We start from the raw sequence: 15,333 nt of genomic DNA on the forward strand, positions 1-15,333 counted from the left end.
GCGCGAGGCGGGGCGGTGGGGCGGGCGGCGCTGGCCGCCCTGGCGCTCGCGGTGTGCGCAGGGAGCGTGCGGGCCGCCGGCGAGGGGGGCGTCGAGGATGGCAGGGGCGCCGCGACGGACCCGGCCGGCCCCCCGTCGCTCCTCGACCCGGTGGACTGGTGCCGGCGCGACTCGGCCGGCCGCACCTTCACCCAGCTCCGGGTGCGCGCCGAGTCGATCGTCCGGCGCGGGCTCGACGAGGCCGTGGACGCCTGGCCCGCCGACGACCTCACCGACCTCGCCTTCGACTGGCTCGGCCCGTTCGCCCGCGACCTCGTGCGGCCCGACGACCGCGGCCGGTTCGAGACCGCGCTCGCGGCGAGCTGGTTCCGGCTCCGGCGCGAGGGGCCGCTCGAGGACTTCGTCCGGTTCGGCCCCGACGCCTTCCCCGGCTGCGCCGCGCCCGAGGCCGAGCCGGCGGAGGCCCCGGCCCGCCTCGCCGCCACCGCGGCGCGGGTGGCGCTCGCCGAGCAGCGGCTCCGCGAGCTCCTGGCCCAGGAGTCGCCGGCCCAGCTCGTGGCGCGGCTGCGCGGCGTCTGCGACGAGGTCCGGGCGGGGCGCGAGCGGGCCGCCCGCGACGCCCGCGCCGCCCAGTCCGCCTGGGAGGCGCTGCACGACCGCGGCGCGCTCGCGGCGCCGCTCCAGCTCACCGCGCTCCAGTCGGTGCGGGCGAGGCTCGCCGCCCTCGACGCCGTCCCCTTCTGCCAGAAGAACGGCCTCAAGGGGCTCGCCGCCGAGGCCGCGCTGCTCGACGGCCGCCCGCCCGCGCTGGCGGCCCGCGCCGACGCCTTCCAGGAGGCCCGCGCCCGCGACGTGACGCGCGCGCTCGCCCTCGCCGCCTTCGACGCGGACGAGGCGCGGCGGCTCCTCTTGCTCCTGCCGGCCGCCGCGAGCGGGCCCGGCGCGGGCGACGACGTCTCGGAGGTGCAGCGGCTCGGGACCGAGCTGCTCCAGGAGTGGGACGGCCGCGGGCGCCAGCACCTCGCCCGGCTCTGCGACGGCGCGGAGCGGACCGAGCGGTCCCTCGTGACCGCCCGCCTGCAGGCGCTCGGGACGAAGCTCGCCGCGTCCGAGCCGTTCGTGACCTACGTCGAGGAGCGGACGCTCGGCGAGGAGCGCTACGCCGGCGCGGAGCGGGTGTTCGGCGAGGTGAAGGCGGCGGTGCGCGCCCTCGCCGAGCGCGAGATCCTGCCCCGGCTCCGCCTCTCGCCCGAGGAGGCCCGCGGCGTGCTCGAGGGCATCTCCTCGCTGCAGCTCCTGCGGGCCCGGCCGCTGTTCGCGTCCGACTTCGCCCTCGACCCCGGCTTCCCGCTGCCGCTCCGGACCCGGGCGTCGCGCCAGGAGTCGCGCCCGGAGGAGGACCCGTTCGCCGACGCCGCCCTCCCCGGCCTGCGCGCGCTCGACGCGCACTTCCGGCCCGCCGCCCACGGCGAGCCGGCCGGCGTCTACCTGCAGCCGATCCTGCTCCTCGCCCGGGGCGACGAGGTGGAGGAGCTGCGGACGGTGCTCGCCCACGAGGTGGGCCACCAGCTCGCGCCCCGCACCGGGCGCGGGCCCGGCCCCGACCTGGGGCCGGCCTTCGAGCCGCTCCTCGAGTGCCAGCGGCAGCGGATCCCGATCGCCTCCGACGAGCGCGCCGCCGAGGTGCTGGCCGACTGGATCGCGAGCCGGCTCGCCGCCGCCCGCGTCGCCGCCGCCCCGCCCGCCGCGCGGGCGCGCCAGGTGGACGCGGCGCTCGCGCTCGAGTGCCGGCTGCTCGACGCCGAGGGCCCCTTCCTCGCGACCGGCTTCATCGGCCCGCTGGTGGACGACGAGCACCCGAGCCAGCTCGCGCGCATCAACGAGCTCTTCGGGCAGGACCCGCTCCTGCGCGGCGCCATGGGGCTCGCCCCCGCGCCCTACTGCACGCTCGGCGGCCCCGGCTCCGCCGAGGAGTCGCTCCGCGCCGCCCGCGCCGCCGGCTTCACCGGGCCCGGGCCGCTCACGGCGGCGCCGTAGGGCGGCGGCTCCTCCTCACGCCGGCCTTCGGCCCACCTTCTTCAGCGCGGCGATCCAGAGCCGCGCCTCCTTGCCGCTCAGCCGGGCGCGCCGGAGCGGGGCCACGAGGTCCTTCACCGCGTGCCGCTCCGGGCCGGCGAGGAAGCCGCCGTCGCGCAGGAGGTCGCGGAGCGACGCCGTGAGCCGCTCGAGCTCCCCGTCGGTGGCGGCGACCGGGAGCGGCGCCGGCGGCCGGCCCGAGGTCGCGCGCGCCCGGACCTCGTAGCAGTAGACCAGCGCCGCCTGGGCCAGGTTGAGCGAGGGCTGCTCGCCGAGCGACGGGATCGCCGACAGGTCGTGGCAGCGATCGATCTCCTCGTTGGTGAGCCCGCTCCGCTCGTCGCCGAAGACGATGGCGGTGAGCCCCGCCGGGGCGCGCTCGGCCGCCTCCCGGGCCACCTCCTCCGGGAGGAGCCGCCGCTTGCCGCGGACCTTCCGGGAGCTCGTCCCCACCACCCAGGCGCAGTCGGCGACCGCCTCGTCGAGGGTGGCCACCACCCGGGGCCGGTCGAGCAGCTCCTCGGAGTGGACGGCTACCCGGCGCGCCGTGGCGAAGTCGAGCGTGCGCGGGTCCACGATGGCCCAATCGGAGAGGCCGAAGTTCTTCATCGCCCGCGCGACGGCGCCGAGGTTCTCCGGGTTGCGCGGGCGCAAGAAGACGAGGCGGACGGACATGATCTGGCTCACGCTGCATCAATTCCTGCCCGAAAATCAAGGTCTTCGGGATTGTCCAAGAGTGAACGATCCTTCTTGCCAGAGGCCCCGATTGTGGCACACTTCGGCCGCGCAATTCCGCGCGAAGGGGGTTGCACCCAATGTCCAAGCGTCTCATCGGCCTCCTGGCCGCGCTTCTCGTGCTCGCGCCGATCGCCTCGCGCGCCGAAGAGGGCCCCGGGACGGTCTACTCGAAGGACAAGTATCCCGAGGAGCTCGCCAAGCGTCCGCTGACGCTCCCCGCCGGGATGGCCGAGATCTACGTCCCCGTGAACGTCAACCTGTCCAAGGACGAGACGATCGCGGGCGTGACCGAGTTCGGTCCGTTCAAGCCGGTCCGCATCAACCCGTCCGTGTACTTCGGCATCACCGACGACATCATGGTCGGCCTCTACACGGAGGTCGAGCCGGCCACCCCGATGTTCGCCGGCCTCTGCCTCACCGGCGAGTCGAAGGGCTGCTACCCGTTCCAGGGCGTCGGCAAGGGCGGCTTCCTCGCCCCGGTGCTCAACACCATCGCCGGCGAGGGCGTCGTCAGCCTGCTCCGCAAGGACGACTACCAGCTCGCCGCCTTCGCGGGCGTCGAGTTCCTGACCATCGCCGACCCGACCATCGCCCGCGCGCGCTTCGGCCTGTCCGAGAAGTGGGCCATGGGCAACTTCGCCCTCCCGGTGAAGCTCGGCGTGCACATCGGCCTCAACAACCGCGACCTCGCCCCCGGCCTGACCGACGACACGCTGTTCGTCGACGCCGAGCCGACCCTGAACGTCACCAAGGAGCTCGCCGTCTTCGTGCGCGCCGCCATGGGGTCGAACTTCAGCAACTTCTCCGATCTCATCACCATCCCGGTGGGCGCCGGCTTCGAGTACGCCGTGAACCACAACGTCGATTTCGGCGCGAAGTTCGAGTTCGGCAACCTCCTCGGCAAGCACGCCGCGGGCGTGGACGCGACCGACGACCGCCTCGGCACCGTCTTCGCGAAGGTCCGCCTCTAGGCCTCGCCGCAGCTTCGCAGCGCCAGACCGGCGCCGGGGAGACCCGGCGCCGGTCTCTTCTTCTGGATCGGCCGAGCGGCGCTCGGCGCCCGCGCCTACCCGAGCCGCTCCACGAGCGCCGGCACCTCGCGCACGTCGGCGAGGAGGTGCCCCGGGCCCGCCGCCTCGAGCACCTCGCGCGTGCAGGCGCCCCAGAGCGCCGCCGCGCTCACCGCGCCCGCCGCGTTGCCCGCCGCGATGTCGTGCGGCGAGTCGCCCACGAAGAGCGCCTCCGCCGGCTCGCGGCCGACCTGCCGCAGCGCCAGCAGCACCGGGTCCGGGTGCGGCTTGCAGCGCGGGCAGGAGTCGGCGCTCACGATCACCTCCACGCAGCCCTCGAGCCCGATGAGCCGCACCGCGCGCTCGGCCGGCTCGTGCAGCTTCGCCGTCACCACGCCGACCGGGTGGCCGCGCGCCGCGAGTTCCCGCACCACCTCCACCGCCCCCTCGAACGGCCGCGTCATGCGCTCGAAGTGGAGGCGCTGGTGGGCCCGGTACCGCTCGAGCAGGGGCTCGACGTGGTCCGGCCGCTCCGCGAAGGACGCGAGCTGCGCCCGCAGCGGCGTGCCGATCCCCGCGATCCACTCGGCGTCGGTGGGGGCGCGCCCGCCGTAGCCCTCGAAGGTGTGGCGGACGGAGGCGAGGATGAAGCCGATGGTGTCGACGAGCGTGCCGTCGAGGTCGAAGAGGACGGCGATGGGGCGTGCGGGCATGGCGGGGGCGGAAGAGTACCCAACGGGCGCCCGGGGCGGAAGCCCCGGCGCCGGGCCCCTCCCGCCGCCCTACTCGCCCAGCTGCCGCTTCGAGCGCGTGTAGCCGGCGGGCACCTGGAACCGCTCGGCGGGGACGCGGGTGCGGTCGAGCTTGGTGAGCCGCTCCTCGCTCTCCGGCTTGCCGTCCGCCCCGAGGGTCTTGCGGATCGCCGGCACGCCCGGCGCCCGGGCGAGCTCCTCGCTCATCGCCTGGCGCCGGCGCGCACCCGGCTGCTGCTCGCTGAGCGGCCGCCAGAACTGCTCCATCTTCTCGAGCGGCGCGAGGTCGGCGCGGGTCACCACCCCGTCGCTCCAGGGGATGAAGCAGGTCTCCGCCACCGTCCGGCCCTCGCGCACCTCGCGGTAGTTCTTGCAGGCGTGCCCGAGCACCCGGTCGCCCCCGGACGCCGGCACGTACTCGGTCTCCGGCGGCTTCGCCGCGGGGGCCGCCGCGGCGCCCTGCTTGCCGAGCATCTCCTCGAGCGCCTTGCGCTGCTCGGGCGACATCCTCGCCTTGGCCTCCTCCAGCTGCTTCGACATCCGGGCCTTCATCCCGGTCACGTCGGACGGGGTCATCTCCTGGTACGTCTTCTGGGCGCGGTCGCCGAGCACCACCTTGTTGGCGTCGCCGTCCCAGATGAAGAAGTGGGCCTGGTCGCCGGCCGAGTCGGAGGCGAGCTTGTTCCCCTCGATGTACACGGTCCCTTCCTGCCCGGCGTTCGTGCCCTGGGTGTTCCGGGTGCCGATGACGAGGCCGGCGCGGGCGGCGGGCGCGGCGAGGAGCAGGGCGGCGGCGACGGCGGGGCGCAGGTCCATTTCATCCTCCCGGAAAGGCGCTGGTCCGATACCGCGGCGGGGCCCGGCGAACCCTTCCCGCTTGGGGCGACCGGGCGAGCGCTGACGCATCGACACCCACCGCCCTTCGTGCTTTCCTCTCCTCATGCTCCAGGCCCAGCCCGAACCGGTCTACGCCCAGCTCGCCGCCCGCTGGAGCCGCGCCGACGAGCCCCCGGATCGCGAGCTGGTGGAGGCCACCCGGGACGCCTTCACGGGCGCGCGCCCCGACCTGCTCGAGGAGCTCCGGCCGCTGGTGGAGCTCCTCCTCGGCCGGCTCGAGGCGCCGGGGCACCGGCAGCCCGCGCGCCAGGCGCTCTTCGCCCTGCTCGACACCGTGCGGCGGCGCCTCTTCACCGAGGCGATGACGCCGGAGCGGATCGCGCCCTGGCTCGACCTCCTGCTCCCGGTGGTGGACCGGGCCGACTACACCGTGGGCGAGCTGCTCCGGTCGCGCGCCGAGACCGACCCGCGCACCGTGGCGCTCCGGGTGCTCGGGCCGGACGGCGGCGAGCTGACGGTCTCGGAGCTCGCGCGCCGCACCCGCACCATCGCCCGCGGGCTGCTCGCGGTGCTGCGCGACGACCCGAACGCGCGGGTGGCCATCCTCTCCGAGAACGGCCTCGAGGCGGCGCTCTGCGACCTCGCCTGCCTCACGAACGGCATCGTGGACTTCCCGCTCCCGGCGAACGCGGTGGCCGAGCAGGTGGTCTACATGCTCCGCCACTCGAAGGCGCAGCTCCTGCTCTGCTCCGACGAGGAGCAGGTGGGGAAGGTGCTGCCGGCGCTGGGGCGGCTCCCCGACCTGCGCGACATCGTGGTGTTCTCGCGCCCCTGCGCCGAGCGGCACGGGCTCCTGTCGCTCGAGCAGATGGTGGGCCAGGGCGGCGCCTTCGACGACGAGGCGCGCGCGGCGCGGGCGGCCCGGGTGAGGAGCCGCGACCTCGCGACGGTGATGTACACCTCGGGCACCACCGGCCGCCCCAAGGGGATCCAGTTCACGCACCAGAACCTGGTCACGAAGCGGCTCTGCCGCGGGTTCGCGCTGCCCTCGGTCGGCCAGGGCGACGTGTTCCTCTGCTACCTGCCGCTGTACCACACGTTCGGACGCTGGCTCGAGCTCATGGGCTCGATCTGGTGGGGCGCCACCTACGTCTTCGCGCGCTCGCCCCAGCAGGCGTCCCTGCTCGAGGACTTCCGCTCGCAGCGCCCGACCGTCTTCATCAGCGTCCCGAAGAAGTGGATGGAGGTCCACGAGGCGGCGGTGCGCGCCGCCGCCTCGGACGATCCGGACGAGGTCACGCCGCACCTGCGGGCGATCACCGGCGGGCGGCTCCGCTACGGCCTCTCCGCCGCCGGCTACCTCGACCCGGCCCTCTTCCGCGCCTTCCAGCGGGCCGGCATCGAGCTCTGCTCCGGCTACGGCATGACCGAGGCGACGGGCGGCATCACCATGACGCAGCCCGGCGCGTACGTGGACGGCTCCATCGGCCGGCCCCTGCCCGGCGTCGAGGCGGTGCGGGCCCCCGACGGCGAGCTCCTCATCCGCGGCCCCTACGTGAGCCCGGGCTACTTCGAGCCGGAGGAGGACGACCACAGCTGGAACGCCGAGGGCTTCTTCGGCACCGGCGACCTCGTCTCGCTCGACCCCGAGGGCCACTTCCGCATCACCGGCCGCAAGAAGGAGATCTACAAGAACCGCAGCGGCCAGACCATCGCGCCGCAGCGGGTGGAGAACCTCTTCCGCGACTTCGACGCGGTGGCGCAGGCGTTCCTGGTGGGCGACCACCGCGAGTACAACACCCTGCTCATCTGGCCCAACTTCGAGGGGCAGCCGCAGCTCCGCGAGAAGACGCCGGAGGAGCTGCACGAGCTCCTGAGCTCGCTCGTGGCGAGCGCCAACCGGTTCCTCGCCCCCTTCGAGCGGGTGGTGGCCTTCCGCGTGCTGCCGCGCGCGCTCGACGAGGAGCACGGCGAGCTCACCAAGAAGCTCACCTACAAGCGCGAGCAGGTCGAGGCGAGCTGGAAGACGCTCGTCGAGACCATGTACGAGCAGAAGCACCTCTCGCTCGGCGTGGAGGGGATGGAGCTGCGCATCCCGAACTGGCTGCTGCGCGAGATGGGCGTGCTGCAGCAGGAGGTGGTGCTCCGCGCCGGCGAGGTGCAGGCCGGCGGCCGCAGCCTGGTGGTGGGCCGCTTCGAGGGCGCCCCCGGCGCCATGCGGGTGGGCGACCTCGCCTACGACGCCGGCGGCCGGCCGGTCGACCTCGGCAGCCTGCTGGCGCGCCCGGCGCTCTGGCTCGGCAACGAGGGGCTCCGCGCGTTCCTGGGCGAGGAGGCCTTCGTCTCGCTCGTGGCCCGCCGCCGCAAGGCCGGCGCCGAGCTCCGGCTCGACCCGCGCGCCTGGGAGCCCCCGCCGGCGCACCGGCTGCAGGCGCTCCTCGCCACCGTGGAGAAGGGCGCGGTGAGCTTCCACACCATCCACGCCGCCGGCGAGCTGCTCCGCGCCGAGCGGCCCGAGGCGACCCGCGCCATCGTCCACCTCCACGAGGGGCTGAAGGACGGCAGCCGCGACCACGCCACGCTCTGCCGCTCGCTGCTGCGGCGCGCCGCCGACGCGCCCGACGAGGCGGTGCGGCGCCGGGCCTTCCGGGTCCTCGTGCCGCACGAGGAGCCGGAGCGCACCATCGAGACGCTCCGCACCTTCCTCGACCGGATGGCGCCCGTCGCCTCCCGCGACGAGGACCTCGTCTCCATGGGCGAGAAGGGGCTCTCCGAGCCGCAGGTGGAGGTGCTGCTCGGGTTCCTCGCCTCGGAGCGGGCCCTCGCGCCCGAGCCCTCCCCCTCCGACCGGCGGCTGCTCGTCGCCGCCATGCGGCTCCTCACCGCCTGCGCCATCACCCACCCGGCCTGGTACCAGCGCCTCCGCGTGCCGCTGGCGCGCCTCTCCCATCACCCGGCCGAGGAGGTGGCGGCGCGCGCCAGCGAGGAGCACGACCGGCTGCGACGCGGCTTCTCCAACTGGATCGGCCCGAACCTCCGCCGCGCCCTCGACCCCGACACCGGCGAGGAGTACGGCTGGAAGGAGGTGGTGGTCTTCGGGCCCGGGATCGGCTTCACCGCCCGCGACCTGCTCCTGCGCGCGCTCGCCGACACCACCCTCATGCGCGCCTCGGTGTTCCTCTTCGGGCGCGGCGCGCTCATCAGCCTCGCCGACGTCCCGCCCGGCGGCGCCATCATCACCTTCCTCGGCGCCCAGCACGGCAAGAGCGTCTACCGGCTCTCGCTCGCCACCCGCGCCCGCGAGACCTTCGACATCGCCATCAACGTGGCCGAGGCGATGCCCGCGTCGGAGCTGCGCGAGGAGGTCTCGTGGCTGCTCGCGGCCGGCGCGCCGCCGCCGCTCGTCGAGGCGTTCGGCGGCTACTACCCCGAGTACGGCATCTTCACCGAGGAGTTCATCCCCGGCGAGGACGTCGGCCGGGCGGTGGCGCGGCTCGAGAAGCAGGGCGAGACCCGCCGGCTCGAGTCGCTCTGGCCCTTCCTCGCCTGGACCGCCCTCTCCGCCCACGTGGACCTCTGGGACCGGACCGGGCGGACGCTGGCGCTCAAGGTGCCGTCGCCGGGCGGGTTCATCATCCCGTCGCACGACTACCAGATGGGCGCGCGGCTGGTGTCGATCTCCGACCGCTCGCCCTGCGAGAGCTTCGACGAGGTGCTCGAGCGGTTCGTGCAGCACTTCGTCGAGTGGATCGAGGCGGCCCACGGCTCGCTCCGGGGCATGGTGGACGACCGGCTCCTCTTCTCGGCGGTGGTCGAGGCGCTCGGGCTGCCCCGGGCGCGCGAGCTCGTGGAGCAGGCGCGCTCCGGCCGGCGCGGCGAGGGGGCTGCGGCGTTCCTCGCCACCGTGGCCGAGCAGGGCTACACGCCGAAGCGGGTCCACTTCGCGGCCCGCCGGTACGAGCGCTGGATCGCGGTGAACCCGGCCGCCACCCTGGAGGCCCAGAGCGCCATCCTGGTGGAGCTCTGGAGCACCTACCGGCTCGGCGAGCTCGAGGAGACCTGGCCGGACACGCGGGTGCGCTTCTTCCGCCAGACCATCTTCGCCGGCGCCCGGCCGGAGCTGGGGCTGGCGCTCGATCGGCTCATGGCGCGGGCCCGGCAGCTGCCGGCGGGCGGCCTCGACCTCGAGGAGCAGGTGGCGAGCATCCGCGGCACGGTCCGGCCGACGGCGGAGGAGGACTACTTCCTCGCCCGCATGACCTACCGCTACCTCAAGCCCACCGACGACGCGGCGCTCATCATGCTGCCGTCGGGCGGCGGGTTCGTGACCGAGGTGGTGGTCGGGCTCACCGACGCCGAGGGGCGCCGCTTCTCGGTGCGCGCGCCGGCCACGCCGCGCGAGGTGGCGCGGCTCATCCACCTCTTCGACGAGGCCACCCTGGCCGTCACCTTCTCGGCCGAGCACGAGTTCCTGCTGGCGCTCGACGCCAAGGAGACGGTCATCGGGGGGCTCTTCTACCGGGCCGTCTCTCCCGACCGCGTCCACATGGAGAAGCTCGTGGTCTCGCGCAAGCAGCGGGGCAAGGGCGTGTCCGACGGCCTGATGCGGGAGTTCATGCGCCGGCTCAAGGGGCGCGGCGTGCGCCACCTCGAGACCGGCTACTTCCAGCCCAAGTACTTCCGGCGCTACGGCTTCCGCACCGACCCCGGGTCGGGCGGCCTCGTGGCGGATCTGGACGCGGAGGCCACCTTCCAGTGGTGAGCGCCCGCGGAGAACCCATGAAGCCCACCTGGCGCATCATCGACACGACGTTGCGGGAGGGCGAGCAGTTCGCCAAGGCGGCCTTCCGCACCGAGGACAAGCTGGAGATCGCCCGCGCGCTCGACGCCTTCGGCGCCGACTACGTCGAGGTGACCTCCCCGGCGGCGTCGCCGCAGTCCCAGCGCGACGCCGCGCAGGTCGCGAAGCTGGGGCTCGGCGCGCGGGTCATCACCCACGCCCGCTGCGTGGTGGACGACGTGCAGGCCGGCATCGACTCCGGCGTGCGCGGCATCGGCCTGCTCTTCGCCACCAGCCGGATCCTGCGCGAGTCCTCGCACGGGAAGAGCATCCAGCAGATCGTGGACGCCATGGGGCCGCCCATCGAGCTCGCGCTCCGGGCCGGACTCGAGGTGCGCTTCTCGGCGGAGGACACCTTCCGCACCGGCGAGCAGGACCTCCTCGCCGTGTACGCCGCCGCGCAGCGGCTCGGGGTGCACCGGGTCGGCCTCGCCGACACGGTCGGCATCGCCACGCCGCGCCAGGTCTACGCGCTGGTCCGCGAGATCCGGCGCACGGTCACCTGCGACATCGGCTTCCACGGCCACAACGACACCTTCTGCGCGGTGGGCAACGCCTACGAGGCGATCTCGGCGGGCGCCACGCACGTGGACGTCTCGGTCCTCGGCGTGGGCGAGCGGGTGGGCATCACGCCGCTCGGCGCCTTCATCGCCCGCATGTACAGCCTCGAGCCGCAGGCGGTCGCCGAGCGCTACCGGCTCGGCCAGCTCCGCGAGCTGGAGCGGCTGGTGGCGCGGGTCTGCGGGGTCGAGATCCCGTTCAACACCCCGGTCACCGGCGAGACCGCCTACTCGCACAAGGCCGGCATGCACCTCAAGGCGATGATGGAGAACCCCGGCTCCTACGAGATCATCCCGCCGGAGGCCTTCGGGCTCACCCGCAAGCTCATCATCGGGAGCCGCCTCACCGGCCGGCACGCCATCGCCTACCGCGCCCGCGAGATGGGCATGACCTTCGGCGAGGGCGAGCTCAAGGCGGTCACCCGCCGCATCAAGGAGCTCGCCGACAAGGGCGAGCTCTCCGAGGAGCAGATCGACCAGGTGCTGCGGGGCTGGGTCATCGCCTGAGCTCCCCCCCGGCGACGACGCCCCGCAGCCCGGCCGGGCCCTACGGCCGGCGCCCCTGGCGCGTGGGCGACTGCTGCTCGTTCAGCGCGCTCCGCGTCGAGAACGCCATGTCGAGGTGGTGCTGCATCCGGTCCTTGGTGTCCGCCAGCAGCTTCTTCACCGTCGGGTCGCGGTCCGGCGCCTGGTCGCGCATCCGGGTGACGTCCTTCACGTCGTCCTGGTGATCGCTCACCATCATCTCGGCGTAGCCGCGGTCGAAGTCGGCGCCCGACTCCGCCTTCAGCTTCTCCATGGCCGCCTGCTGCTTCGCGTCCGCCCAGCTCGCCGCGGGCTTCGACGAGAGGTCGATGCCCCGCTGCTTCGCGAGCGCCAGCACCTGCTGGTCCATCTGGGTGTGCTCGGACAGCATGTGCTGCGCGAGCTGCTTCACCTGCGGGTCCGTGGACTTCTGGCTCGCGAGCCGCGCCCCCTGGATCTCGTGCTGGTTGCCGGCGTGCAGCTTGCCGAGCCAGTCGCGCAGTTGCGCGTTGTCCATGTCTCCCGTCTGGGCCTGGTTGCCGGTCGCCAGCGCGGTTCCGCCTGCCAGGAGCGCCAGCGCCAGTCCGGCCGCCCCCAGGATCCTCGTCGTCGTCATCGTGTCCGTCCCCCTTTGCACTCGTGCACCGCCATGAAAGGATGCGGCGCCCCATGCTTCGCGGCGAGTTCCAGCTCCCCATCCACTTCGATCTGGCGGCGGTGACGCTCCTCGCCGCCACCGGCGCGCTGGCGGGCGTGCGCAAGCGGTACGACCTCGTCGGCACCCTGTCGCTCGCGCTCGTCGCCGGGCTCGGCGGCGGCTTCCTCCGCGACGGCATCTTCCTCCAGGGGGGCCCGCCCGCCTCCCTCACCGACGGCCGCTACCTCGTGGCGGTGCTGCTGGGCGGCTCGGTCGGGACCTGGTTCGGCCGGCACCTGCAGCGGCTCCGGCTGCCCATCCTCGTGCTCGACGCGCTCGCGCTCGGGATCTACGGGGTGGTCGGCGCCCAGAAGTCGCTCGACGCCGGGCTCCCCGCGCTGAGCGCCGGTTTCGTGGGGGTGGTGAACGCCGTGGGCGGCGGCCTGCTGCGCGATCTGCTGACGCGCGAGGAGCCGCTCATGTTCCAGCCGGGCGAGTTCTACGCGCTCGCCGCGATCATCGGGCAGGCGGTGCTGCTCCCGCTCGTCATCGCCCTGCGGATGGAGCCGGCGCAGGCGGCGGTCTGGTCCATCGCCGCCACCTTCGCCGCCCGCCTGCTCTCGATCCGGCTCGGCTGGCGCACCGAGGCGCCGCCGCACGTCGAGCCCGACGAGCGCCCGCGCGCCTGATCGGCTACTTGCCGAAGAGCCCCTGCAGCCGGCTCTTCGCCTGGTCCTCGAGCTTCTTGCGCGCCTCGTCCGCCTGCTGCTGGGCCTGCTGCGACGCCTTCTGCTTCGCCTCGTCCACGCTCTTCGCGCCCCCGAGCCCCGGCGCGCGCCCCAGCACGCGGCCCACCAGCGCCGAGCCGGCCTGCTTCGCGATCGCCTCCACGGCGGGCCGGAGCTGCAGATCGGCGAGGCTCGGGCTCCAGGCCGGTCCGGCGAGCCGGAAGGTGACCGGCAGCGGGGCCGCCGGCGTCACCTTGCCCCCGGTGAGGCTCGCCACGGTGGCGGGGGCGAGCTGGATGGTGGCCGGCATGTCGAGGTTGCCGTCGAGCCCGAAGGCGCCGGTGACGTCCAGGTCCCCCTGCGGCAGCTTCACCGCGAGCGGCTTGTCGAGCTTCGCCGTGCCGCGGTCGAAGTGGAGCGAGAACGGCAGGTCCTTGCCGAGCGGCGTGGCGCCGCCCTGCGGGACCTTGGCCGCGAGGCCGGCCGGCAGCGCCTTCGCGAGCGGCCCCACCACCCCGCCCACGAGGTCCTTCGACTGGAGCACGCCGCCCTGCAGGTTGCCCGCGAGCGCGCCGGCCAGCGACTTCGCGATCTCCTTCCCGGTGCGGCCGCCCCCGTCGAGGGCGAGCTTGCCCTGGAGCTTGCCGGTGGCCACCGGGTGATCGGCGAAGAGCCGGATGGCCTGGCCGAGCTCGAGGCCGGAGAGGTCGGCGGCGAGGTGGAACGGCTGCGCGGGGTGGGCGAGCGCGACGCGGGTGCCGGCCGCGGAGATCTTGCCGCCGAAGGCGACGAGCCGCGCCTGGTCGAGCGTGACCTCGTCGCCCTGCATCGTGAGCTGGACCACCGCGTCGCGGAAGTCCATCTTCTTGAAGCGGAGCGCGGCCACGTCGACGGTCGCCTTGCCGGAGAGGCCGGCGAAGGTGGCCGGATCGAGCGGCTTCGAGGGGGGCTGCTCGCGCTTCGGGCCGGCGTAGAGGATCCGGTCGAGGTCGAGCTGCTGGCTCCTCGCCTGCAGGTCGAAGCGGGTCTGGGCGCCCTTCCCCTGCCCCTGCATCGCCACCTTGCCGCTCCCGGTGATCGCGTCCCCCTCGATCCCCACCTCGAGGCGGGTGAGGTCCACGTCGCGCGCGCTCCCGGCGCTCCGCACCGTGCCGGCCGCGGCGAGCGTGAGCCGGTCGCCGGGGCGCTTGTCGAGGGCCTGGCCCGGGCGGAGGTCCACGCCGGCGAGGTCGCTCGCCACCTCGAAGCGGAAGGCGTTCGACTGCCCCTGCTCGCCGCCGCGGAGCGTGGCCTGCAGGGTGGCCCTGGCCCCGGCCGCCTTCTCGAGCTGGTCGGGGAGGCGCATCCGGACCGGCGTGAGGTCCACCAGGAGCTGCACCGCCTGGTCCGCCTGGCCGCCGGAGCCCTTCACGGTCAGGCCGATGGGGCCCACCAGCTCCTCGCCCAGCTTCCGGATGGGCGGGTAGAGCGCGGCCAGCTTCGAGAGGTCGAGGTCGTGGGCCACGATCTCGAGCCCCTCCACCCGCGGCGAGGGGGTCTTGAGCCCCGACACCTTCCCCTGGCCCCGCAGCGAGGCCGGCCCGGCGTCGAGCCGCAGCGTCCCGATGCGGAGATCGCCCTTGTCGGCGTCGCCGTCGAGATCGGCGTCGAGCGCCACGTCCAGCGCCTTCCCGCCCTCCTGCGCGGCGAACCGCAGCCCCGTGCCGCGCAGCGTGCCCTTCACCTGGAGCGGCCCCTTCCCGCCCGGCACCGCCGCGCCCAGCGCGGCGTCGAGATCGGCCTGGAAGCGCCCGCCGCGCAGCCCCACGCTCCTCGGCGTGAACGGGCCGAGCGGCGCGAGGTCGATGGGCTGGACCTTCAGGACCACGTGCTCCGGCGTCGGCACGAGCGAGGGGGGCAGCGGGGCGGCGCCGAGCCGCAGCTCGAGATTTTGCTGGGAGGCGAGCACCGCCGCGCGCACCACCACCTCGAGCGGCTGGCCGGCCCGGAGGCCGTCCACGGTGACGTCGAGGTGCTCCACCGCCAGCTCCTTCGCGCCGGGGGTGGCGTGGTCGAGGAGGGCGACGCGGGCGTCCTTCACCGCCGCGTGCCCGACGCGGAGCCAGGAGCGATCGGCGGGAGGCTGCTGCGCCTCCGGCTGCTCCGCCTTGGGCTGCTCCTCCGCGAGCTTCGCCTGCAGCCGCTCGACGTTGGTGGTGCCGTCCGGGAGCCGGACCACGTTGGCGCGGAGCCCCTCGACCTCGATCGAGCGCACCTCCACGTCCTTGCCGAACGAGAAGAGCGCCCGGAGCGCCGCGATCCGCACCGAGGCGGAGGGGAGCTCGAGCAGCGGGGCGTCCTCGCCGGGACCGGGCCCGATCCGGACGCCCTCGACGCGGGCGCCGAGCCCGGTGAGGATCCGGGTGGACACCTTGGAGATCTCCACCGGCCGGCCGAGCTTCTGCGACAGCTCCGCGGCGGCCGCCTGGGCCTTCCGCGTGAGGACGCCGTCGAGCACCAGCGAGCCCGCGACCAGAGCGGCGACCAGCACCGCGACGACGGCGCCGAGGACGAGCGGCCAGCGCCGCTTCTTCGAGGGAGTGGGCATGGGAACGGGGCCTCTCGAGCCCTGTTCGTAACCTGCGCACGGC

10 protein-coding genes are annotated in these 15,333 nt (G+C 74.5%); 5 read left to right on the forward strand and 5 right to left on the reverse strand.

Features of this window, described 5'->3' with window-relative positions; translation table 11 throughout:
* The first annotated feature begins 15 nt into the window (after positions 1-15).
* Positions 16-2,037, forward strand: a complete 2,022-nt coding sequence (locus AMPC_RS09575) for a hypothetical protein (RefSeq protein ID WP_248345945.1) — start codon at positions 16-18, stop codon at positions 2,035-2,037.
* Positions 2,038-2,052: 15 nt separating this feature from the next.
* Here AMPC_RS09575 and AMPC_RS09580 read toward each other — a convergent pair whose 3' ends face one another.
* Positions 2,053-2,751 (reverse strand): RNA methyltransferase, encoded by a 699-nt coding sequence (locus AMPC_RS09580; RefSeq protein WP_248346294.1) that lies wholly within the window; start codon positions 2,749-2,751, stop codon positions 2,053-2,055.
* Between the two features lie 140 nt (positions 2,752-2,891).
* Between AMPC_RS09580 and AMPC_RS09585 the strand changes: the two genes are divergently transcribed.
* Positions 2,892-3,785 (forward strand): hypothetical protein, encoded by an 894-nt coding sequence (locus tag AMPC_RS09585; RefSeq protein WP_248345946.1) that lies wholly within the window; start codon positions 2,892-2,894, stop codon positions 3,783-3,785.
* 95 nt (positions 3,786-3,880) lie between these two features.
* On the opposite strand, the gene AMPC_RS09590 is transcribed toward AMPC_RS09585, so the two are convergent.
* The gene (locus AMPC_RS09590) at positions 3,881-4,537 is read right to left on the reverse strand and encodes an HAD family hydrolase (protein ID WP_248345947.1); all 657 of its coding nucleotides are present in this window, start codon (positions 4,535-4,537) and stop codon (positions 3,881-3,883) included.
* Between the two features lie 69 nt (positions 4,538-4,606).
* Positions 4,607-5,392, reverse strand: coding sequence for a hypothetical protein (locus AMPC_RS09595; protein ID WP_248345948.1), 786 nt, complete (start codon positions 5,390-5,392; stop codon positions 4,607-4,609).
* Between the two features lie 124 nt (positions 5,393-5,516).
* Here AMPC_RS09595 and AMPC_RS09600 point away from each other — a divergent pair, with 124 nt between their 5' ends.
* Positions 5,517-10,175, forward strand: coding sequence for a GNAT family N-acetyltransferase (locus AMPC_RS09600; RefSeq protein ID WP_248345949.1), 4,659 nt, complete (start codon positions 5,517-5,519; stop codon positions 10,173-10,175).
* A gap of 17 nt (positions 10,176-10,192) precedes the next feature.
* Complete coding sequence (lysS, locus tag AMPC_RS09605) at positions 10,193-11,320, forward strand: homocitrate synthase (RefSeq protein WP_248345950.1); 1,128 nt, start codon at positions 10,193-10,195, stop codon at positions 11,318-11,320.
* 40 nt (positions 11,321-11,360) lie between these two features.
* Here lysS and AMPC_RS09610 read toward each other — a convergent pair whose 3' ends face one another.
* Positions 11,361-11,954, reverse strand: coding sequence for a DUF4142 domain-containing protein (locus AMPC_RS09610; protein WP_248345951.1), 594 nt, complete (start codon positions 11,952-11,954; stop codon positions 11,361-11,363).
* A 53-nt stretch (positions 11,955-12,007) separates the two neighbouring features.
* Here AMPC_RS09610 and AMPC_RS09615 point away from each other — a divergent pair, with 53 nt between their 5' ends.
* The gene (locus tag AMPC_RS09615) at positions 12,008-12,664 is read left to right on the forward strand and encodes a trimeric intracellular cation channel family protein (RefSeq protein ID WP_248345952.1); all 657 of its coding nucleotides are present in this window, start codon (positions 12,008-12,010) and stop codon (positions 12,662-12,664) included.
* A 4-nt stretch (positions 12,665-12,668) separates the two neighbouring features.
* On the opposite strand, the gene AMPC_RS09620 is transcribed toward AMPC_RS09615, so the two are convergent.
* Positions 12,669-15,290 carry a DUF748 domain-containing protein gene (locus tag AMPC_RS09620; RefSeq protein WP_248345953.1) on the reverse strand — a complete coding sequence of 874 codons (2,622 nt, stop codon included), beginning with the start codon at positions 15,288-15,290 and terminating at the stop codon, positions 12,669-12,671.
* Positions 15,291-15,333 lie beyond the last annotated feature (43 nt).

Source organism: Anaeromyxobacter paludicola (assembly GCF_023169965.1).
Classification (GTDB): domain Bacteria; phylum Myxococcota; class Myxococcia; order Myxococcales; family Anaeromyxobacteraceae; genus Anaeromyxobacter_B; species Anaeromyxobacter_B paludicola.

Coding starts and splice junctions, on each gene's coding strand:
- AMPC_RS09600 (WP_248345949.1), top strand. CDS start 5,517: ATGCTCCAGGCCCAGCCCGAACCGGTCTACGCCCAGCTCGCCGCCCGC.
- AMPC_RS09615 (WP_248345952.1), top strand. CDS start 12,008: ATGCTTCGCGGCGAGTTCCAGCTCCCCATCCACTTCGATCTGGCGGCG.
- AMPC_RS09590 (WP_248345947.1), bottom strand. CDS start 4,537: ATGCCCGCACGCCCCATCGCCGTCCTCTTCGACCTCGACGGCACGCTC.
- lysS (WP_248345950.1), top strand. CDS start 10,193: ATGAAGCCCACCTGGCGCATCATCGACACGACGTTGCGGGAGGGCGAG.
- AMPC_RS09580 (WP_248346294.1), bottom strand. CDS start 2,751: ATGTCCGTCCGCCTCGTCTTCTTGCGCCCGCGCAACCCGGAGAACCTC.
- AMPC_RS09585 (WP_248345946.1), top strand. CDS start 2,892: ATGTCCAAGCGTCTCATCGGCCTCCTGGCCGCGCTTCTCGTGCTCGCG.
- AMPC_RS09620 (WP_248345953.1), bottom strand. CDS start 15,290: ATGCCCACTCCCTCGAAGAAGCGGCGCTGGCCGCTCGTCCTCGGCGCC.
- AMPC_RS09610 (WP_248345951.1), bottom strand. CDS start 11,954: ATGACGACGACGAGGATCCTGGGGGCGGCCGGACTGGCGCTGGCGCTC.
- AMPC_RS09595 (WP_248345948.1), bottom strand. CDS start 5,392: ATGGACCTGCGCCCCGCCGTCGCCGCCGCCCTGCTCCTCGCCGCGCCC.